16 protein-coding genes are annotated in these 23180 nt (G+C 38.6%); 7 read left to right on the forward strand and 9 right to left on the reverse strand.

Annotated elements, in window-relative coordinates; genetic code table 11:
* Window positions 1-5 precede the first annotated feature (5 nt).
* Window positions 6-1946, reverse strand: a complete 1941-nt coding sequence (locus PZ638_RS11195; protein WP_144141839.1) for a pyridoxal phosphate-dependent decarboxylase family protein — start codon at window positions 1944-1946, stop codon at window positions 6-8.
* A gap of 404 nt (window positions 1947-2350) precedes the next feature.
* A complete protein-coding gene (locus tag PZ638_RS11200) occupies window positions 2351-3361 on the reverse strand; it encodes an NAD(P)H-quinone oxidoreductase (protein WP_094960611.1) in 1011 nt (336 codons plus the stop codon).
* Between the two features lie 364 nt (window positions 3362-3725).
* On the opposite strand from PZ638_RS11200, the gene PZ638_RS11205 reads away from it, so the two are divergent.
* Both PZ638_RS11205 and uspE read left to right on the forward strand, forming a co-directional pair.
* Entirely contained in the window at window positions 3726-4481 is a 756-nt protein-coding gene (locus PZ638_RS11205; protein ID WP_004254821.1) for an FNR family transcription factor, read from the forward strand.
* Between the two features lie 125 nt (window positions 4482-4606).
* Window positions 4607-5554 (forward strand): universal stress protein UspE, encoded by a 948-nt coding sequence (gene uspE, locus PZ638_RS11210; RefSeq protein ID WP_036957775.1) that lies wholly within the window; start codon window positions 4607-4609, stop codon window positions 5552-5554.
* 70 nt (window positions 5555-5624) lie between these two features.
* Here uspE and PZ638_RS11215 read toward each other — a convergent pair whose 3' ends face one another.
* Window positions 5625-6248: a TetR/AcrR family transcriptional regulator gene (locus PZ638_RS11215; RefSeq protein ID WP_206277599.1), complete on the reverse strand. Its 624-nt coding sequence runs from the start codon at window positions 6246-6248 to the stop codon at window positions 5625-5627.
* 169 nt (window positions 6249-6417) lie between these two features.
* Between PZ638_RS11215 and PZ638_RS11220 the strand changes: the two genes are divergently transcribed.
* Complete coding sequence (locus tag PZ638_RS11220; RefSeq protein ID WP_094960612.1) at window positions 6418-7614, forward strand: MFS transporter; 1197 nt, start codon at window positions 6418-6420, stop codon at window positions 7612-7614.
* A gap of 131 nt (window positions 7615-7745) precedes the next feature.
* Here the strand turns inward: PZ638_RS11220 and pntB are convergent, their stop codons facing one another.
* The gene (gene pntB, locus PZ638_RS11225) at window positions 7746-9134 is read right to left on the reverse strand and encodes a Re/Si-specific NAD(P)(+) transhydrogenase subunit beta (protein WP_094960629.1); all 1389 of its coding nucleotides are present in this window, start codon (window positions 9132-9134) and stop codon (window positions 7746-7748) included.
* Between the two features lie 13 nt (window positions 9135-9147).
* Window positions 9148-10677, reverse strand: a complete 1530-nt coding sequence (gene pntA, locus PZ638_RS11230) for a Re/Si-specific NAD(P)(+) transhydrogenase subunit alpha (RefSeq protein ID WP_004254837.1) — start codon at window positions 10675-10677, stop codon at window positions 9148-9150.
* 385 nt (window positions 10678-11062) lie between these two features.
* On the opposite strand from pntA, the gene ydgH reads away from it, so the two are divergent.
* Window positions 11063-12013: a DUF1471 family protein YdgH gene (ydgH, locus tag PZ638_RS11235; protein WP_144141468.1), complete on the forward strand. Its 951-nt coding sequence runs from the start codon at window positions 11063-11065 to the stop codon at window positions 12011-12013.
* Window positions 12014-12365: 352 nt separating this feature from the next.
* Window positions 12366-13706: a basic amino acid/polyamine antiporter gene (locus tag PZ638_RS11240; protein ID WP_004254844.1), complete on the forward strand. Its 1341-nt coding sequence runs from the start codon at window positions 12366-12368 to the stop codon at window positions 13704-13706.
* Window positions 13707-14003: 297 nt separating this feature from the next.
* Here PZ638_RS11240 and hrpA read toward each other — a convergent pair whose 3' ends face one another.
* Complete coding sequence (hrpA, locus tag PZ638_RS11245; protein ID WP_206277598.1) at window positions 14004-17903, reverse strand: ATP-dependent RNA helicase HrpA; 3900 nt, start codon at window positions 17901-17903, stop codon at window positions 14004-14006.
* A gap of 215 nt (window positions 17904-18118) precedes the next feature.
* On the opposite strand from hrpA, the gene PZ638_RS11250 reads away from it, so the two are divergent.
* Window positions 18119-18718, forward strand: coding sequence for an FMN-dependent NADH-azoreductase (locus tag PZ638_RS11250; RefSeq protein ID WP_004254853.1), 600 nt, complete (start codon window positions 18119-18121; stop codon window positions 18716-18718).
* Between the two features lie 79 nt (window positions 18719-18797).
* Here PZ638_RS11250 and PZ638_RS11255 read toward each other — a convergent pair whose 3' ends face one another.
* From PZ638_RS11255 to PZ638_RS11265, 3 genes are read right to left on the reverse strand one after another with little or no spacing between them, the layout of a single operon-like run.
* On the reverse strand, window positions 18798-19127 hold the full coding sequence (locus PZ638_RS11255) for a YdbL family probable chaperone protein (protein WP_004254856.1): 330 nt from the start codon (window positions 19125-19127) through the stop codon (window positions 18798-18800).
* The gene (locus tag PZ638_RS11260) at window positions 19124-19336 is read right to left on the reverse strand and encodes a YnbE family lipoprotein (protein WP_050763751.1); all 213 of its coding nucleotides are present in this window, start codon (window positions 19334-19336) and stop codon (window positions 19124-19126) included. Before PZ638_RS11260 ends, PZ638_RS11255 begins: the two co-directional genes overlap by 4 nt.
* Window positions 19337-19347: 11 nt before the next feature.
* A complete protein-coding gene (locus PZ638_RS11265) occupies window positions 19348-21945 on the reverse strand; it encodes a YdbH family protein (protein WP_241098233.1) in 2598 nt (865 codons plus the stop codon).
* 234 nt (window positions 21946-22179) lie between these two features.
* On the opposite strand from PZ638_RS11265, the gene PZ638_RS11270 reads away from it, so the two are divergent.
* Entirely contained in the window at window positions 22180-23178 is a 999-nt protein-coding gene (locus PZ638_RS11270; protein WP_094963091.1) for a 2-hydroxyacid dehydrogenase, read from the forward strand.
* The last annotated feature ends 2 nt before the right edge of the window (window positions 23179-23180 follow it).

A 23180-nucleotide genomic window follows, 5' to 3' on the forward strand; every position in this document is an offset into this window, starting at 1 on the left:
ATCAATTAAATATTAATTTTATAATTAGAGTGATTTAACTTATTTTCTTCATTAATGAGTTGTTGTAATTTGTCTTCAAAAATATTTTTTAACTCTGCCCAATAGGTTTCAAAATGTGCCCTATCACGCAGGCAATGTGTCATGACTGCCGCCCGTAGCACATAAATCGACCGTACTTTATGCCATTCACTATCAGAGAATTGTGCATCTCGACATAGATTCAATGGGTTATCGCCATATTCTTCATAAGTTAGCGAGGTTGATGAGGTGAGAAAATCATTAGAATAACTCCGGCCTGCCGCATAAGAGCATAATTCATATAACCGTTTATTTAATTGATTTTGTTTTTCTAAAGAGGTGTTGCCAATTTCACGAAACATAAAGTTAATCATGTGAAAATCAGGCGTTGGCATCGCTATAATTGAAAATTGACGTTCCTCAATAATAAAAGGCTCACATTGATTAATTTTATCAATCATCCAATTGGCAGTGATGACCCCAGCCGCAATCACTTTTCCATACCCTAAAACATTTAACGGAACTAAGCGATGTGCAGCCCATACCGCTGCTGCGGTTGCGCCCGCTTTTGACCCTTCCATAATAGATGAGCCCAATAATACATTTTGTGTTTTTTCTGTTTTACGCTGCTTTTCTTGAACTTCTTCAAATACATAAGCGGCATGGTAAGAAACTAAATCCACAATCCGCTTATCTTTCATACAAATTGCACCTGCCGCATAAGGAATAAACCCCACCTTATGAGGGTCAACGGTAATCGAGTCCGCTTGGCTTAATGCTTTAAAGCTTTCATAAACATCACGTTTTGGCCACACCATATTTTCAGGAAAAAGCCCTTCACTATGATAGCATTGGAGTAAATTCTCATACTCCATAAATTGGTTTTCTTCATCGCGAAACATCGCACAAGCGTATCCCGCGTAAGCAGCATCGATATGCACATAAAAAGAAACCCCAAAACGTTGCTCGCATTCACGTCGTAGCTCAATAACTTCTCTGACATTGTCTATTGCGCCAGTTTCTGTGGTACCAACAACGGCAACTACCGCTAAAATTGGCTCCCCTTGCTCAATTAATGTAAATACCGTTTCACGCATTTTACGCACATCTGTTCGATAACTTGCATCAACGGGTAATTGCACAATATTCTGTTGGCCTAAACCAAGAATATCCATCGCTTTCATCCATGAATAGTGTTTAGACTGCGGTACCAATAACTTACCGAGTTTTCCTTGTTCTATTCCAACACCACGGCAGGTTAAATAACGAATTTCCTCAAAAATTTGTTGTTTCTTTAACTCGTCAATTAAATCTAGAACCGCGGAAACTGAGAGATTGAGTAACTCCTTTTCAGTTTTATCCTTTAGCAAGTATTGGGATTTTGGATGCTGCATAATCGCTAACGGTAACGTTTTAATATTTCTAGCTACCCATAATCCTTCGTAGTTAGCAACCGTTCCACCAGATGTAATATGTCCCCAAGCATGTTGTACGTCATAACCAAACATGGCACATAAATCTAACCCGGCTTCTATTTCTAAAACTGTTGTCGTTGGTGAAGATTCTTGTGCACAATTATTGGGGTTGTACATCATCGCCATGACATAAGCCAAATTAGAAATCATCAGTGTATCTGCATTCATATGCCCCATATAACGGGGGGAGAACCATGGAACCGATGTTGTTTTTAATTTTGAAGAGAGTTGATTAAGAATGCCTTCAGTACGATAAAGCGTATCTCGGTACTCGGGAGCATAACGGTCAACAGTAGAGATAAGATCAGGATCTTCAGGATGATAGCTGGAACGCCAATGCATATGTTCACTAACTGAATACTCCATCATTTCTTTGAAAAAGACAGCATTTTCAGATTTAGGACCTAAAAATAATGCATCTACATTTATTTTTGAATTTTTAAAATTATTTATCATTACTACACCTTCAAACTACAATTAACGGGTGCTAATTGCACTTAAGTTACTTAACTTAATATCATTGGAAAGTGCATAACGGGCTGTGTTTATATAAAAGATATCAATATATTAATGATATACATTTAAAAATATCATTTAAGCATTAATTATTGATAAACAAACCGTTAATGGCCAACTTATTTATAGATATAATCTATTTCTATTAAATTATTAATAAACTAATGGGAATTTCATTCTGATTTGTGGACAAGCACAAAAAAACAAAATTTATTCAACTGTAAAGAGATTTTTACGCTGAAAAAGCTTGAATATGTAAAAAATTTGTTATAGATGGTGCGATTTTCACTGCTCTTAAAGAACTAAAGTAAAATAGTGAAAACCGCAGAAAGTAAATCCAATTAACTGTTTAGCAAAACAATTTTCCCAACAAGATCACCTGATTCCATATATTCATGGGCACTCCGCACCTGAGACAAGTGATATGTTTTGTTAATAATAGGTTTTATTTCACCATTTTGTAACAATCCCCAGACTTGCTTCTTTAGTTCTTGGGCAATCACTGCTTTTTCCTCAATAGTTCGAGAACGCATTGTTGATCCCGTATGAGTTAATCTTTTTACCATTAAAGGCATCATATTTAACTCTTTAGGGTTACCTTTCATCATACCAATTTGAATTATTCGTCCAAATTTAGCAGCAACTTGATAATTTTTCGCAACATAATCACCACCGATAATATCTACGACCATATCAACACCTCGAGAAGAGGTATAATTGAGTGTTGCTTCAACAAAATCATCGTTTCTGTAGTTAATAACACAATTTGCGCCTAACGATTTTGCAACTTGAACTTTGTCTTCTGAACCAACAGTAGTAATCACTGTTGCACCAAAGGCTTTTGCTAACATAATCGCCACGCTACCAATTCCCGATGTTCCACCGTGAATAAGTACCGTTTCGTCTTTTTTAAGTTTGCCTATTTGAAAAACATTTGCCCAAACAGTGAAAAAGTTTTCAGGTATCGCTGCACCCTCGATAAAAGATAAATTCCCTAACGGTAAGGCTATGTTTTTATGCACTAAACAATATTCTGCATAACCTCCCCCGGCAACCAGTCCACAAACTTTGTCTCCGAGCTGCCATTCCTCTACATCATCCGCCTTGGCAACTATAGTTCCTGCAATTTCAAGCCCCATAATCGGAGAAGCATCTGCCGGTGGAGGATAAGACCCCTTACGCTGAAAAATATCAGGGCGATTAACCCCCGCAGCTTCCACCTTAACGAGCAAATACCCTGCAGAAATTCTAGGTAACGGTATATCAATTAATCGCAGCTTTTCTGGTCCACCAGGTTCTATAATGTCTACAACTGTCATCGAGGTGGGTAAAGACTGTTGGATAAGTGCCATTATATTCTCCTTTTTGAGGTTAATTTGAAAAATTGATATTCCTAAATTTATTTTTGTGTTAAATTAATGCTAATTAGTTTAATATTTCGTGCTTAATTACGACAGTTTAGAGTAGTAACTACTATGATGATGTAAGTCATCTTTTTATCGTTTAGAGGCTAAAATTTAATCTATATCAAATTATATACTTAGTAATCTTCTTTAATTTAGCATGAATATCTAAATTCACTAATTTCTCACATGCCTTCTGATTGGCTTTTTTGTTTATTAAGTCGATTCTGTCATACATTACTACTTACTAGTTGCATTATCTTATGTTAAAATTGACTCATATCAATAATTTTAACTTGATTGAGCCTTAAATATGATCCCAGAAAAAAGAGTTGTTCGTCGCATCCAGTCTGGTGGTTGTGCTATTCATTGTCAGGATTGCAGTATTAGCCAACTTTGCATTCCTTTTACGCTGAATGAACATGAACTGGATCAACTTGATAATATCATCGAACGCAAAAAACCAATTCAAAAAGGCCAAGCTTTATTTAAAGCAGGCGATGAATTGCGTTCATTATATGCCATCCGCTCAGGTACAATAAAAAGCTATACAATAACCGAAGAAGGCGATGAGCAAATTACTGGTTTTCACTTAGCAGGAGACCTTGTTGGCTTTGATGCTATCATTCATACACAGCACCCAAGTTTTGCACAAGCACTTGAAACCTCAATGGTTTGTGAAATACCTTTTGAAACCTTAGACGACTTATCAGGCAAAATGCCTAATTTACGTCAGCAAATTATGCGTTTAATGAGCGGTGAAATTAAAGGTGATCAAGAAATGATCCTTTTATTATCTAAGAAAAATGCGGAAGAGCGTTTAGCTGCATTTATTCTTAACCTCTCTCACCGCTTTGCGGAACGTGGTTTTTCACCAAGAGAATTTAGATTAACCATGACTCGTGGAGATATCGGTAATTATCTTGGCTTAACAGTTGAAACCATTAGTCGCCTTTTAGGACGTTTCCAAAAAAGTGGCATGCTAAGTGTTAAAGGTAAGTACATCACTATCGAGGATATGGCTAAACTGACTGATATCGCTGGTAAAGTTTCAGCAATTACATGCTAATATCCCTAAACGGATCACGTTATCAGTGATCCGTTTTCATTTTTTTCTCCAGATTTCTTGCCTATTTAATCTCAATATCATAGTTTATCTATATGGAAATATCCGTGTATCGAGAGGATTTCAATATGGCAAACTATAAAAACCTGCTAGTTGCAATTGACCCAAATCAGGATGATCAACCTGCATTAAGACGTGCTGTCTACATCGTGCAGCGTAATGGTGGACGGATAAAAGCGTTTTTGCCTATCTACGACCTTTCCTATGACATGACAACCTTACTTTCTCCTGAAGAACGTAATGCCATGCGCAAAGGTGTAATAAGCCAAAAAGCAGCGTGGATCAAACAACAAGCTCATTTCTATCTTGAAGCGGGCATTGATATTGAAATTAAAGTTATTTGGCATAACAAACCATATGAGGCCATTATTCAGGAAGTAATAAATGGTGAACATGACCTGTTACTGAAAATGGCGCATCAAACCGATAATTTTGAGTCGATTATTTTTACCCCACTAGACTGGCATTTACTCCGAAAATGCCCTGCTCCCGTTTGGATGGTAAAAGACAAAGTATGGCCTGATCACGGTTCAGTGGTTGTCGCCGTTAACTTATCAAATGAGGAATCTTATCACGATGACCTCAATATCAAATTGGTCGAAAAAACAAAAGATTTAGCAACTCGCATTATTAAAGAACAGGAAATCCATTTAGTGAGTGCATATCCTGTTGCTCCTATGAATATTGCCATAGAGTTACCTGATTTCGACCCGAGCCTATATAACAACGCACTACGCGGCCAACATTTAATTGCTATGAAAGAGTTGCGGCAAAAATTTGGGATTGATGAAAAATATACCCATGTCCGTGAAGGATTACCTGAAAAAATTATTCCAGATATGTGTGAAGAATTGCACGCTGGGGTTGTGGTTCTGGGTATTTTGGGCCGTACAGGCATTTCAGCGGCTTTTTTGGGGAATACCGCGGAGCATGTCATCGATAAGCTAAAATGTGATTTATTAGCGATTAAACCTGACGGTTTTGTTTGTCCTATCAACCCTGCTGATGATGATTAGCTAATCATCTAAAACTTATTAAGCCCCAATAATATTTATGTTATTGGGGCTTAATTTAATCATGGCTAAGTTATTGCTGAACTGAACTTTGACTAAGTATCGGCCAAGCTTGCATAGCATTAAAAATGACTTGATTAAGTCTTTCAAGATCAATTCCATCACAAGCTTGTATGGTAAAACCATCAATTACCGTTATATAAAAATCAACGATAGCTTCAATCGGCGCATCTGGAGCAACATCACCATCATCAATACCTTTACGCATACGTGCCAGTAGAATTTCCTGATAACTTTTCCGTTTTTCTTGGACGTTTAATTGCACATCTTCGATTTGCTTTGACCCATTCATTGTCGCTGTAATCAGCATACAACCTGCAGGCTTGTTTGGCTGAATTAGCTTTTTAGCGCTTTCATACATCAGCAATTCAATTGCAATTTTCGCTGTTTTGGCTTGCTTTACAATAGACAAAATAGGACAAGCTTCATTCATCAAATAATAATCAATACATTGATTAAACAACGATGCTTTATCACCAAAAGCACAGTAAAGGCTAGGCGCTGTGATACCTAGCTCTTGAGTTAAATCGCTAATTGAGGTTGCAACATAGCCATTTCGCCAAAACAATAGCATGGCTTTAGCTAGTGCATCTTGTTGGTCAAAGCCTTTAGGCCGCCCGCGTTTTATTTGATTCATATTCTCACTTTACTCGCAGTCAATTCACTATACCACAACTATTTTATAGTGATCATTATAAAAATAATTGACAACGTCTAAATTCACATAAACAATAGCGCCATGATTTTATAGCGGTCACTATAAAATCATTCTTTTTTGTAAACTACTTAACTTTCATGGAAAGCGCATGACAACAACTCATATTTCTTCGCATAATGGTAACTGGCTTTCACTATTATCTGCAACTTTTGCTTGCTTCATTATTGTTACTGGTGAGTTTTTAGCCATTAGCGTGCTAAATAACATCGCTTATGATTTTCAAATATCAACAGGTACCGCAGGGCTTACAGTCACTGTCACATCTATCGCAGGTATGGCATCCTCCCTATTTGTCCCCATTTATGCAAAAAATATCGATAGACGCCAAGTTTTACTTTTCTTAGTTGCTCTCATGATATTAGCTAATGCAATTACGGCTTTCGCGTCTAATTTTAGTTTAGTTTTATTAGGTAGATTCGCATTAGGAATTGCACTAGGGGGTTTTTGGGGAGTTGCAGCAGGCTTAGTGATACGTCTAGCACCTAAAAATATGTCAATAACCACATCCGTAACAATATTCTTTTCAGCCGTCACATTAGTCACCGTGCTCGGAGTACCTCTAGGCGCTTGGTTATCTGATAATTATGGTTGGAGAATGCCTTATATTGCGCTGGTTATTGCAGGTGCTGTCGCGTTTTTAATGCAGTATTTCTCTTTACCATCATTAAAACCTTCTTCGTCTATGCAATGGAAGGAATTGTTATTGATGCCATCGCACCCTATTGCGCGTAAAGGGTTAATTATATTCACACTGATTTTTTTAGCACATTTCTCTGCGTATAATTATTTTACGGTGTTCTTTAAACAAACCGCAGGTTTTATCGAAGGACAAATTTCAGCATTATTGCTCTTTTTTGGAGTGGCCAGCGTAGTTGGCAATATACTGGCGGGTTATGTTGGAAAATATAATGTTCGTTATAATTTCGCGATTAGTGCTCTTTTATTAGCCTTAGCTTTTCTCGCATTATCTGTTTTAGATTTTAATTGGGCGACCAGTATTATATTTGTTTCTTCATGGGGGATCGCTGCGGGTATGGTTCCTGCAACAATCAATATGTGGATGCACGTTCATGTTCCAGAATTAACCGAGAAAGGTTCCGCCCTTATTACCTTTATGTTTTTAATTCTAATTACTATTGGCAGTCTAGTAGGAGGATACGTCATGGACCATTTCAATGGCGGAGTTCTCATGATGAGCATGCTGACTATATCTACACTAGCATTTTTATTAGTGTTTACCTTTGCTCGAGGGCTAACCAATTGCGCTCGATTTTGCTTCAAATGATGCGTTTATAAGACTGCATCACATAAACTGATTTAACTCTCAAATATCAAGAAGGGGTGACTGGAATTAACCAATCACCCCTTCTTATTTACTTTACTAATTATTTTGAAATGAATTAGTAACTCATTAAATTACAATGCACGTAAGATTGCATCAACGCTATCTTTTGCATCACCAAACAACATCTGTGTATTTTCTTTGAAGAATAATGGGTTTTGTACCCCAGCATAGCCAGTATTCATTGAACGTTTAAATACAATGACATTGCTTGCTTTCCAAACTTCAAGAACTGGCATACCTGCAATTGGGCTGTTTGGATCTTCTTGAGCCGCTGGGTTAACCGTATCGTTAGCACCAATAACAAGAACGGTATCGGTATCAGAGAAATCATCATTAATTTCATCCATTTCCAATACGATATCATAAGGTACTTTAGCTTCGGCTAATAATACGTTCATATGGCCAGGTAAACGCCCAGCTACAGGGTGAATACCAAAACGCACATTAATACCACGTTCACGTAATTTAGTGGTGATATCCGCAACAGGATATTGTGCTTGTGCTACCGCCATACCATACCCCGGAGTGATAATTACTGATGTTGAGTTTTTCAACATTTCAGCGACTTCCTCTGCGGTGCTTTCGCGATACTCACCCATTTCTTCTTCTGTGCCTGTTGAAGAGCCATCTGTACCGAAGCCTCCTGCAATAACACTGATAAACGAACGGTTCATCGCCTTACACATAATATAGGACAGAATCGCACCTGAAGAACCGACCAATGCCCCTGTGACAATCAGCAAGTCATTGCTTAACATAAAACCTGCCGCTGCAGCAGCCCAACCTGAATACGAATTCAGCATTGAAACGACCACTGGCATGTCCGCTCCACCAATTGAAGCGACTAAATGCCAGCCAAAAGCCAAAGCTATCGCGGTCATAATTAGCATCAAGAAGACTTGCAAGCCGACACTTTCTGTTTTAACAAAAATCACTAACAGAATAAATGAAACCACTAACGCCGCTAAATTCAGTTTATGGCGATTAGGTAACATCATCGGTTTTGATGACATTTTCCCTGATAATTTACCATAAGCGACTACTGAACCAGTGAAGGTAACTGCACCAATGAAGATCCCTAAGAAAACTTCAGTTAAGTGAATGTTTTCCATCACAACATCAGCATGCCCTTCACTGGCGATAAAGCTGTTAAAACCAACCAGCACTGCAGCTAAACCGACGAAACTATGTAAAATAGCCACCAGCTCAGGCATTTCTGTCATTTCAACTTTTTTCGCTAAGCGAATACCAATGACAGCACCAATGACCATCGCAACGATCATCCAGCCCACATTAGCACTGTGAGGACCTAAAATAGTGGCTATCAAGGCGATAGCCATCCCGATAATGCCATAAGTATTCCCACGTTGGGAACTTTCATGACGGGATAGCCCCGCAAGGCTGAAAATAAATAGGATAGCAGCAACTATGTAAGCTGCTGTCACAATTCCACTCGACAACATAAGTTACCCCTTACCCTTTACGAAACATTTTTAACATGCGTTGAGTTACAGTGAACCCACCGAAAATATTGATACTCGCGATCAATATGGCGATAAAGGATAAGAAACTTACCCAGCCACCGCTGCCAATCTGGAGCAAGGCGCCCACGACGATGATCCCTGAAATAGCGTTAGTGACTGACATTAACGGTGTATGCAATGCATGAGTCACATTCCACACCACGTAATAACCAACCACACAAGCTAAAGCAAATACAGTAAAGTGCGATAAAAACTCTTTTGGTGCTGAATTAGCAAACCAACCAAACAAGATGATAGCTAATGCCATCAAGCCATATTTTACCGTCGGTGACATCTTTTTCTCAGGCGCTTTAACTTTTTCCACCGCTTGCGGTTTCGCCTGCGGCTGAGCAGATACCTGAATTGGGGGCGCTGGCCAAGTGATTTCACCTTGTTTAATCACAGTGACCCCACGAATTACCAGATCTTCAAAATCAATGTCTATTTCACCATTTTTCTCTTTGCACAATAACTTCATCAAGTTAACGAGGTTTGTTCCATATAACTGCGATGATTGTGTTGGTAAACGGCTTGGTAAGTCGGTATAACCAATGATTTTTACGCCATTGTCAGTCACAACCAGCTTGTCAGCTTGGGTTAACTCACAGTTCCCCCCAGTTTGCGCCGCTAAGTCTACAATCACACTTCCCGGCTTCATTGATTCAACCATTTCCTTGGTAATCAATTTAGGTGCAGGCTTACCTGGAATCAGTGCCGTAGTTACAATGATATCGACTTCTTTCGCTTGTGCAGCGAACAGTTCCATCTCAGCTTTAATAAATGCTTCTGACATTACTTTGGCGTAGCCATCGCCACTACCGGCCTCTTCTTTGAAATCTAATTCAAGGAATTCAGCCCCCATACTCTGAACTTGCTCTTTCACCTCAGGACGAGTGTCAAAGGCACGCACAATGGCACCTAAACTACCAGCAGCGCCAATCGCAGCAAGGCCTGCAACCCCAGCCCCGATGATCATGACTTTCGCTGGAGGAACTTTACCTGCGGCCGTAATTTGCCCCGTAAAGAAACGACCAAATTCGTGAGCAGCTTCAACAATTGCACGGTAGCCGGCAATATTCGCCATTGAGCTAAGCGCATCAAGTGATTGAGCACGTGAAATGCGTGGTACCGCATCCATCGCCATCACGTTAATTTTCCTAGCTTTTAAAGCTTCCATTAGCTCAGCATTCTGTGCTGGCCAAATGAAACTCACCAGAGTCGCTCCTTCTTTTAATAGAGGAATTTCATCATCCAGTGGCGCGTTGACTTTAAAAACGATATCCGCAGCAAATGCAGTATCACGATCAACGATTTCCGCCCCCGCTTGTTCGTATGCTACATCGTCAAAACTGGCTAAATGACCCGCATTTTGTTCTACACAGACAGAAAAACCTAACTTAAGAAGTTGAGTTACTGTAGATGGTGTAGCTGCAACACGCGCTTCATTGGCAAGTCGTTCTCTTGGTATACCAATACGCATAATGTTCCCTTTTTAATGCCTAACGTAATGTTGTTAATAGAGTGTTTGCTAAAATAATGACTGTCATCACAGAGAAAAGTCTTATTTTGTGCCTAAACAGATTTTTAATGTTCTAATAACCTACTGAAAATAAGCTTCTTGATCCATAATTGATCACGATTCTTAGACAGTAAATGGAATTCGCAGTGAAAATCTTAGTTTTAGGTCAATAAAATACTGGATACTTTAAAAAATCTGGTAAATTTAACTAGTCAATAATTATTTATTTCTCATAAAAATAAAATCATGAGACAACAGGTTCCGTTACGTGTAATAATCACGTACATGTGATACAACTAAGATTCAGCATGTTTATAATAAATTGCGCAAGGCGGAAGGATTTTGTATGAAGCTGAAAACTACGGTCATCGCAGCCGCGGTGTTATCATTAACTAGTATAACTGCTACTCAGGCGGCTGTTGAATTGACGCCAAAACAGGCTACTGAATTAAAACCTTATGAGCGTATAACAGTCACCGGGCGCTTTAATGCTATTTATGAAGCATCCGATGCAGTCTCCCGTAGGGCTGATAAAATGGGGGCATATGCCTTTTACATTCAAAGCCTTGATGATGTAGGTGATAGCGGCAACATGCGTGTTGTTGCTGATGTCTACGCAAAAGATGCACCACAAGTTGATACACCAAAACGTCGTGTATTCGGTGGTGTTGAGGAAATGTCAAAAACTGACGCAACAGAATATGAGCCTTTTGATACTGTTACTGTAAGCGGTTTTTACCCTTCTCAACCAGACCTATATGAGGCTATTGCCAAAAAAGCACTTGAGAAAAATGCTGCCTCGTTCTATGTGGTTCGTAATATCGCAATGAATGATGGTGGAAATACATTAGCAACTGCTTATATCTATAAGAAAGATGCACCGAAACGACAAGTTCTTAATGAAGACGCAGTGGTTCCTGCCGATTCTGACGCTGGTCGTGCTCTATTAGCAGAGGGCGGTGAAGCGGCTAAAAAAGTTCGCATTCCTGGTGTTTCATCTTCTGAAGAACCAACAACCGCAGTCGGACGCTTCTTTGAAACCTCTAGCAGTCAACCGGGTCGTACTAGTGTGACTCTGCCAAGTGGTTATGTTATCGAAGAGGTCAACAAAACAGCAGCTGCACAAATGGTCCCATTTGACTCTATTACATTCTCTGGATATTACACCAATACGCCTGAAGTACGTTACCAAATAGCAAAACGTGCGGAAGCGAAAGGGGCTAAATATTTCCATATTACAAGAGAATGGCAATCTAATGGTGGAAGTGTCACCATCAGTGCTGACTTGTTTAAATAGTCCTAATTTATGTGATGTTAAAACCAGCCTACTCGGCTGGTTTTTTTGTTTTTAGACTCTCACTTTAGGTTATATCTCGTCTTTGACTCTATTCATCCTCACTCTTTTGAAAAAGTGCATAAAACATCTTAAAAAATGCATACATTACCATTGCATATCTGTCATTTCGTTCGTAGAATCCACACTCTGAAAACATGCAGTCATTCCATCTGCTTTTTTAATGGCTACTAGTTAAACTCATTATTGTAATGGCACTTTAACGTCATTTTAACTTTTGATTTCTGAACGTTCAGGATTTACTTTGAAAAATACTTTGAGTCTTACCGCACTAACTGCGCTAGTTCTTAGCTCAATGGTTGGCGCTGGTGTTTTTAGTCTCCCTCAAAATATGGCTGAAGTGGCTAGCCCTCTCGCATTAATAATCGGTTGGTCAATTACTGGTGTGGGCATCCTTTTTTTAGCATTTGCCTTATTGTTGCTTTCTCGCATACGACCTGACCTTGACGGTGGGATATTTACTTACGCCAAAGTCGGCTTCGGGGAATTAATTGGTTTTTGCTCGGCGTGGGGTTATTGGCTATGTGCGGTAGTTGCCAATGTGTCTTATCTTGTTATCGTATTCGCAGCAATCAGTTTTTTTACAGATACTCCTGACAACATTATTTTTGGTGATGGGAATACATGGCAAGCCCTAGTCGGAGAATCAATACTCCTCTGGTTTGTGCACTATTTAGTTCTTCGTGGAGTACAAACAGCCGCTGGAATTAATAAACTTGCCACAATGGCAAAACTGGTTCCTCTTGGCTTATTTATTGTATTGGCTTTTTTTGCGTTTAAACTTGATATTTTCAATGCAGATTTTAGTGGTATCGAATTTGGTGTTCCTGTTTGGGAACAAGTCAAAGATACCATGCTGATTACACTATGGGTATTTATTGGTATCGAAGGTGCCGTTGTCGTCTCTGCTCGAGCGAAAAACCGCCGCGATGTTGGCTTAGCAACAATTTTCGCTGTAAGTTCTGCTTTAATTATCTATATTCTAGTGACCTTACTTTCTTTAGGTATTATGCCTAGAGCTGAACTTGCAGAAATAAAAAATCCATCCATGGCCCCACTCATGATAAGTTTAATTGGTTCGAGTGGTGATATTATTATTGCAGCGGGCCTAATTATTTCTGTTTGTGGAGCTTACCTAAGTTGGACTATTATGGCCGCTGAAGTACCTTATATTGCAGCCCAATACCAATCATTTCCTAAAATATTCAATAAATTAAATAAGAATGATGCCCCATCATCTTCTTTATGGCTCACTAATGGTGCAGTACAGCTATCTTTAGTTCTTATTTGGCTTAGTGGGAGTAATTACAATACATTGCTTACCATTGCCTCTGAAATGATTTTAGTCCCCTATTTCCTTGTCGGTGCATTTTTAGTAAAAGTAGCTTTTGAACGTCATAATAAGGCATTACTTGCCGTTGGAGCTATTGCCAGTCTTTATGGTCTATGGTTGCTTTATGCATCAGGGTTAATCAATTTACTATTATCCGTCGTTTTATATGCCCCTGGTATTTTGGTATTTTTCTATGCTCGCCAGCAGCAAACCAACCAAATGCCATTAAAAGCGATTGAAAAAATCATGGCATATGCCATTGCTATCGGCGCTATCCCTGCGCTCTATTATTTGGTTGCCTAGTTTTAGAAACGAGGGCTTAATTTTAACCCATAAATTTAAGCCTTCATTTACTGCAACATCCTGTTTTTTTGATTACTAAATCACTCCATAATTTTCTAGTCGTAATTTCCTTCACAATTTTCGCCCTCCTTTACAATTTCCCCTCTCCTTTGCTGGTTAAAATTTCTGTTGTATGAGCTTCGATGCTTATATTTTTATCATTCATTAGTATGTTGTAACTAAATGATTAAGGCCAACTAAAAATGAAAAGCGCTTCACATACAGAATACGTGAAGCGCTAATTAGTCAAAATAAGGCTTACAGTTGTTGAGATAACTGTTCCATCGCCTGCATAATTCGCTTATCCGAAATTGGATATGGCGTTCCAAGCTGCTGGGCAAACAGACTGACTCTCAGTTCTTCAATCATCCAGCGAATTTCTTGGACTTCTGGCATATTTCTCTGAACTGGAGATAATTTTACTAACCATTGCTGCCACATATTCTGAACATGCTCTACTTTACTCAGTTGTGCACGATCTCGGTTAGGATCAATAGCTAGTTTTTCTAATCGCCGCTCTATTCCATTTAAATAACGAAGAATATCAGGTAAGCGTTTCCAACCATGAGTAGTCACAAAACCTTTAAACACTAAGTTCGACATTTGTATTTTTATATCCGATAACGCTATTGCCATCGAAAAATCAACCCGCCCTTTTAGACGTTTATTGATTGCAAACACCGCCGTTAATATTTGTTCAACTTGCTTAGCAATATTAACAACCACATCATTTAATTCTGCCCGTGCAAGCTCTTTCAGTTTTTCAAACTGTTCTTCATTCCATACCGCGCCACCAAAATCAGAGATTATTTGGTCGACACCACAAGCAATACAATCATCTATTAACTCCAATACCTTGCCATAGGGGTTAAAGTACAAACCCAATTTTGATTTATTGGGTAGTTTTTCATGTAAATACTTAATTGGCGATGGAATATTTAACAGTAATAATCGACGCACACCAGCCCACATTGCTTGCTGCTGTTCTAATTCTGTTTCAAACACCTTGATACCAACACTATTTCTTTCATCGACTAATGCAGGATAAGCTTTAACGGAATATCCGCCTCTCTTTTGCTCATAGCGTTGAGGTAATTCACCAAAACTCCAAATATGTAACCCATGTTGCTCAATACCGTCATCTACAACTTCAGACAACGTTTCTTGCACTTTTTCTTTTAGGCTATTTTTTAGCTCATCAAGATTTTGCCCTTCCGCAACGGTTTTATTTTTGTCGCCTACAACACGATATGTCATTTTTAAATGAGCGGGAAGTTGCTCTAATTGCCATGATTCACGTTCAACAGTGACGCCTGTCATACGGCGTAATTCACGTTCAAGTTTATCCAATACACTCCCCTCAGGCTCAGGGACTCGTTCTAAAAATGCAGAAGCATAGTTAGGTGCAGGAACAAAATTTCGCCTAATTGGTTTAGGTAATGATTTAATTAAAGCAACGATCAACTCATGACGCAGTCCCGGAACTTGCCAATCAAAGCCAATATTCTGAACCTGATTCAATATCGCAAGTGGTACATGGACAGTCACTCCATCTGCATCAGTTCCTGGCTCAAATTGATAACTCAACCGAAATTTCAAATCCCCTTGATACCAATAGTTTGGGTAATCAAGAGCCGAAACATTACTCGCATCCTCCTTGATCAGCATACTTTTTTCAAAGCTTAACAAGTCAGATTGTTGCTTAGATGCCTTTTTCCACCAATTATCAAAATGACGAGAGGAAATCACATCATTAGGGATCCGTTGGTCATAAAATGCAAATAACGTTTCATCATCAACTAAAATGTCACGCCGACGTGATTTATGCTCCAAATCTTCGACTTCAGATAGTAATTTCAGATTTTCTTTAAAGAATGCGTGGCGTGTGACCCAATCCCCTTCAACCAATGCATGCCGAATAAATAATTCACGGCATAATAACGGGTCAATATTCCCATAATTAACCTGCCTTGATGCAACAATGGGTAGCCCATATAAAGTCACTTTTTCTGACGCCATTACCGCGCCTTCAGATTTTGACCAATGAGGCTCACTATAGCTATGTTTAGTCAAATGTTCTGCTAAGGGTTCAACCCACTCAACATCGATTGATGCGGCAATTCTTCCCCATAATTTCGACGTTTCAACAAGTTCCGCAACCATTGCCCATTTCGGTGGTTTTTTAAATAAACCCGACCCAGGAAAAATAGTAAAACGTGCATTTCTAGCACCAGTAAACTCGTGTTTATCTGCATCTTTTTGTCCAATATGTGAAAGCAGCCCAGCCAATAACGAAACGTGAATGCTACGAAAATCAGCCTCCGCACTATTAATGGCAAAACCTTGCTCTTTTACCACTTGCCTCAATTGGGTATACAAATCTTGCCATTCCCGAATACGCAAATAATTAAGAAAATCTTGGCGACACATTTTTCTAAATTGAGCGTTAGAAAGCTGCGTTTGTTGTTCTTTTAAGTAATCCCAAAGATTTAAAAAAGCTAAGAAATCTGATTGCTTATCATGGAAACGACGATGTTTTTCATCGGCAGCTTGCTGTTTGTCTAACGGTCTCTCCCTAGGGTCTTGAATTGATAATGCAGAAACAATCACCATTGCTTCACGTACTGCCCCGTGTTTACGTGCTTCAATCACCATACGAGCAAGTCTTGGGTCAACAGGAAGCTGGGATAGTTGTCTACCCGTATCCGTTAGTTGATACCCTTTATCCGCCTGTTTATGGGACTTAATTGCACCTAGCTCCTCCAGTAATTTCACACCATCTTGGATATTGCGTTTATCTGGAGCCTCCACAAATGGAAATGCAGAAATATCACCAAGACCAATAGAAGTCATTTGTAATATAACTGACGCTAAATTCGTCCGTAAAATTTCAGGGTCCGTGAACTCTGGACGTGATAAGAAGTCATCTTCTGAGTATAATCGAATACAAATCCCGTCAGAAACACGGCCACAGCGCCCCTTACGTTGGTTAGCTGAAGCTTGAGAAATGGCTTCAACAGGAAGACGTTGTACTTTGGTACGGTAACTATAACGACTGATTCGCGCATAACCAGTATCAATGACATATTTGATACCCGGTACAGTTAATGATGTTTCTGCTACGTTTGTTGCAAGAATGATCCGCCGTCCCCCATGAGGATGGAAGATACGATTTTGCTCACTATTCGAGAGCCTTGCGAAAAGAGGTAAGATTTCAGTGTGGCGTAAAGAAAGTTTTGATAACGCATCGGCGGTATCACGAATTTCCCGCTCACCACTCATGAAAATCAATATATCGCCATTACCTTCAACCGATAGTTCATTTACCGCATCAATTATCCCATCAATTTGGTCACGGTCACTATCGTTCTGGTCTCCCATGATAGGACGATAACGAACTTCAACAGGATAGGTACGCCCAGACACTTCAACAATTGGGGCATGACTAAAGTGCTTCGAAAAACGCTCAGGGTCAATGGTTGCTGATGTAATAATAACTTTTAAATCAGGACGTTTTGGTAATAATTGACGTAAATAACCTAAAATAAAGTCGATATTCAGGCTTCTTTCGTGAGCCTCATCGATAATAATTGTGTCATATTGCAGCAGCAGTTTGTCATTTTGTAGTTCTGCAAGCAAGATACCATCAGTCATCAATTTGACTTGCGTTGTTTCACTCACTTGGTCACTAAAGCGTACTTTATAACCAACATTTGTACCTAGTTCACATTCAAGTTCTTGAGCTAAGCGTGACGCAACTGAGCGCGCGGCTAAACGTCTTGGTTGAGTGTGACCAATAAATCCTAGAACCCCTCTGCCAAGTTCAAGGCAAATTTTGGGGATTTGCGTTGTTTTACCTGACCCAGTTTCACCAGCAATAATAACAACTTGATGTTTTTTAATGGCATCTAAAATGACATCTTTCTTCTGGCTAACCGGTAAATTATCCGGATACACAATTTTAGGCGCATTTAATCTTTTAATTTCAACCTTTTGCTTTGCCTTTTCAATATCTATTTTGATAGCATCAAGTACCGCAGAGCGCGATTTTTCGTTCTGGATCTTTGCAATACCTTGCACTCTTTTTTTCAGTAACCATTGGTCACGTAATGAAGTTTGTCCAATATCAGCGGTTAATGCTGTCAGTATGGATTTCACCTGTTGAATCCTTATCTTTAATAAATTTCAATACACGATAGCCAATCAGCTTCGCAATTTGTGAGGGCTAAATTTCGCTTTTATTTTTAATTGTTGTTATCACATAAAAATACCATCAATTTTTTTGAAGAAAGCTATCTAATATTTTTCCTATCAATCAGTTACACATCACGTATTATTACCAATAAAGTTTTACCTAAAAAATAGAGGAACACATGAGTAAAGTATTACTATTGAAATCAAGTATTCTGGCTGACTATTCACAAAGCAATAAAATGGCAGATTACTTTATTCAACAATGGCAGGAAAAACACTCAGCAGATACAGTAACTGTACGAGATTTAGTCAAAGAGCCAATTCCAGCGATTGACGGTGAAATTTTAGCAGCTTTTGGTCCAAGTGACACGAAAACAGAACAACAACAAGCACATTTGGACCTGTCAAATGCATTGATTGAGGAAATTAAAGCTCACGATGTGATTGTTATTGCAGCTCCGATGTATAACTTTACGATTTCTTCTCATTTAAAACACTATTTCGACTTTATCGCTCGCTCAGGGCACACGTTTAAATATACAGAACAAGGTTCTGTTGGCTTATTAAAAGACAAGCGCGCATATGTATTAACGAGCCGAGGCGGTATTTATAAAGACACACCAACAGATACCATGGTGCCTTATTTAACACTATTTCTAAATTTCATTGGTATTACCGACGTTGAGTTCGTTTTTGCTGAAGGCACGTCGTTAGGCCAAGAATCAGTCGAAAAGGCACATCAACAAGCACAAAGCCATATAAATACCATTATCGCTTAAAATACATCCATTTAAGCAAGATAATATTAAAACCCAAAGCTACCATTGTTAAATTTTGCGCACTTTCTGAGTGCGCTTTTTATTTCTTTTGTAACCATTGACCATTAATTCCACGCACAAACTCCCCTGGATTAGCCCGTTCTACAAGTTTTTGTCCTGCTATCCTTGCGACATCATTTGTTTTTAGATTATTTTTTGCAGCAATTTCGCTGTATCTTTTTTCCCGTTCTTGGTTAATTTGTGCCGCTAGTTTAGTAGCCTCTGGATTACTCGTATTAATTGGAGCTAAATACCCCGATAACGTTTCCCCTAATAGACCTGTTTCTTTGGCCTCATCAACCGTTATTGCTATAGCCTGAAAGACAGTCAATAACGAACACAGGGCAAATACTTTGATTATTCGATTCATTTTGGGTTTACCTCACCGAACAAATCACTATTTTCTTTCAATAATTCTTCTACTTGCCTATCCGCTTTTATTTGGATTTCATGTTCAATTTTTACATTCATATTAATATTGATGGGCTTATCCGGTGTTGCGACCTCAACTCGCAAACAAGCTGATAACAACAATACAATCGATATAGCTGTAGTGAATTTTAATATTTTCACGTTCATTCTTATGCTCATTATAAATTTTTTTCCAACCACTCTTCTAAAGAGCTACCAAATCGTAAACTACGCCATAATTGAAAGATATTTTCTTCATGTTGATAATGCAAATGAACTTCGCGTTTTTTCTTTTCTTGCGTGTTATACCCTTCAAGGATTGTTGTCATCTTTAACAGCCCTAAGTTTGTGACATTAACATCTGTACGGCTGCGTTTTATTTCCAAATATTGTAACCAACCCATGGCCGAACCCGCAGATATATTATCCTCTCGGATAGAATCAACAAATTGGGTATCTAATCGTAATGTTAATGGCCCACTATTTTCTAACCACCCATCTTTAACTATCCATTCTGGGTTATTTAAATAAAAAGGTAATTCACCATTAACTTTACCAGAGACAGCAAATTGCGACACTTTTAGTATTGTAAATAACTGGCTAAGTTCAATCTGCTTTAATTTTATCGTAGAGGCTTGAGTTTGTGGCCAGCGCAGTAAATCCATCGATATTTCACCTCCTAATGTTTTAAAGCCTACATTAGTCAGTTTTAATGGCGAATTTTCCGTTGGCGGATAAGAGCCAGAGAGATCGGCTTTAATGTCAGTTAATTCGAATAAATTATTGAGCTGTTTAATACGCAACTCAACGGGTGCTTTTCCCCCCAAAGTCCAGGTACTTTGTTTTAAACGCCACGGTAAAACAAAATCTAATCCTGATAATTCGCCATCTTTTAACCAAAGGCTAGTATTCTCGACACGCCAATGTCCTCCAGCAATAAAACCCTCTTCCGGTGTTATTGAAAAAGCGGCTTGAGAAAATAATTTGCCTTGTTTTAATTCAATTCCAAGGTCAGCAGGAATTAACGTTTGAAAAGCTGTGACCGACTGTTCAGGCCAACGAGCTTCCCCTCTTAATCTTTCACCGTCCCAGCGCCCAAAGATGACTATTGGCCCGACATCTTTAGTACTTAAATCGCCTTTAAGTTGAAACTCAGCAGGAGATTTTCCCCTAAGATCTGCGTTTAATGTGAACCTTGGCAGATAACTTTCAGTGCCGAATTGCATCCGTTCACTGGTAAGCTGTAATTTTCCATTAAAACTGGCTTTATTCTGATCACGTTGCCAAATCAATGGCTTACTTAGCTGTAAACGTGGAGCCCTCATCGATAAAAGCCCATATTGTATTTGGTCAAACCCTGTATTTAAGCTATTTAATGTAATTAAAGTGTCCTGCCAACTCCCATTTCCCTTAATATCCCAATTAGCTGATAATGAGGGTAAATTGGCATTTCCCCAATAATTCCAAAACCATTTTCCCTTATCTAAGGTAAATTTATTAGCTTTGCCATCCAAATGAATATCAAAACTCCCCCAATATTGCTCTTTAATTTTTAGAATAGCTTGTAAACGTCCTGAAATACCCTCTTCACCTAACGATGTTCCTGCAAGTGGTAATCTAGCTTCATTAAGAACCAGTGTTTCCGAAAGACGGCCATAAGCTCTTAATAATGAACTGGATAAAAAAGAAATTTTGGGGGCAGCTAACTGGCCTGAAACTTTTGCAGGCAAATTAATATCCAGCACCATATCATCATATTTAACTTGGCCATGTAACCTAAAATTAATATCAGCATTGAGTAAATTTATCTGAGTAGATGGCACAGCTAAGACAATATTGGCTTTCCCTTTCTTTGCTTGTGTGAGCATATTAATACGCCCAGAAAATACCATTTCACTTAATGTATTATCCCAGTTATCAACTTGAAAGCTGATACCGCCTTGTAAAGGGATATCTGCTTCTTTCCATTGCCACTTACCTTGCGCTATTTGTATTCGAGAAGGCGATAGTGACCATGGTAAATAAAGCAATTCTTCCTTTGTGTCTGTATCCATGACGCTAAAGACACCTTGGTCATTCAACCAACTGAATTTAGCTTGTAAGAATTTTTCTGGGTTGATTAACTTAAAATAAGCATTCAACTCCCCTTTTTCTGGAAGCTGATTTGCCATTAAGGGGAGTTGCACATCACCAAATAATTCTATTGTTTGCTTTTGTTCTGGTAGAAATGCTAAAAAATTTTGAATGACTAATTGGTGTTCCGTATTAATTAAAGATGACAACCTTAAATTGTCGCCCCTAAAATCAAACTCTAGAGGGTTAACCTGATTTTTACGCAACCAAATACTGCCTTGGTAATCACTCCATGGCTGTATGTTGGTATTATTGATAACTAATGAAAAAACCGGAATATTATCGATAAGTTCTGCAATATTAATCGGCTCATTATCCATTTCATTCGTTGGCTCAAGAGCACTCAAACATTCAGTTTTAACATCAAGGTCATCCACAATAGCGTGTAAGGGAAAGATAGAAAGTCTTGTGCTATTCAACTGAACTAATGTGCAATTATTTGCTGTTATACTGATATTTGCTATATCCAACTGGCCATGACTAATTCTTGGTTCTGAAAACGACAGTTTAAATGGCTTAGGAAGATAGTGTGATGCAACAACTGGAGCCCAATGGGATATCGTTATCCATAAAAGTATTAAGAGAGCAATGCTTCCACCCAAAAAGCAGAGTAATATTCTGGATGCTCTTTTCATTAACTGCATTACTACATCCCTTGTTTGAATTGTTCTATAGCGCAAGTGATAAATTTCAACAAAATTTCCTCATTAAACACGATACTAACAAAGATAAACCACATTCAATCGTAAACAGATACCTATTTTCTTAATTTATAGGTGATTTACAAACTTAATTGTCTTATTCTGAGTTTATATTTTGTAGGTACACCTTTTTACCTACTCTTTTCTAATTGGTTCCTAAAAATTGGAGTCTTCATGATGAAAATTGTTTCTTATAGTACCAAACAGTATGACCGCAAGCACATGGAACAAGTTAATCAAAATTCTGGATTTAATTTTAGTATTGAATATTTTGATTTTCCATTGACCGTTCAGACAGCTAAAAATGCTGTTGGTGCAGATGCTATCTGTATTTTCGTTAACGATGAAGCTAATCGTGCTGTTTTAGAAGAACTTGCCGCACTCAATATTCGAATTTTAGCTTTACGTTGCGCTGGTTTTAACAATGTTGATTTACAAGCTGCTAAAGAATTAGGTATTCAAGTTGTCCGTGTTCCCGCTTATTCTCCTGAAGCCGTTGCCGAACATACTGTTGGTATGATGCTGTGCCTTAACCGTAGGATCCATCGAGCATACCAACGTACTCGAGATGCAAATTTTTCTCTCGAAGGATTAACAGGTTTTAATATGCATAACCGCACTGCTGGAATTATTGGTACCGGAAAAATTGGCCAAGCGACGCTACGTATTTTAAAGGGATTTGGAATGCGCCTACTCGCACACGACCCATACCCGAACCAAGCTGTTTTAGATATGGGTGCTGAATACGTTGACTTGGATACTTTATATGAACAATCAGATATTATTTCTCTTCATTGCCCATTAACACCTGAGAATCATCACCTACTCGATGAAAATGCATTCAAGAAGATGAAAAATGGGGTCATGATCATCAATACAAGCCGAGGCGCATTAGTCGATTCTGTTGCAGCAATCAATGCACTAAAATTACAGAAAATTGGCGCTTTAGGTATGGATGTATATGAAAATGAACGTGATTTATTTTTCGAAGATAAATCTAATGATGTAATTCAAGATGATGTTTTTCGTCGTCTTTCTTCTTGTCACAATGTGTTATTTACCGGGCATCAAGCGTTTTTAACGGAAGAAGCATTAACAAGTATCAGTCAAACTACGCTTAATAATATCCGTCAAATTAGTCATGGGGAAACTTGCCCTAATATTGTTAACGCATAGTT

Origin of the sequence: Providencia hangzhouensis (assembly GCF_029193595.2) — a bacterium.
GTDB lineage: Bacteria > Pseudomonadota > Gammaproteobacteria > Enterobacterales > Enterobacteriaceae > Providencia > Providencia hangzhouensis.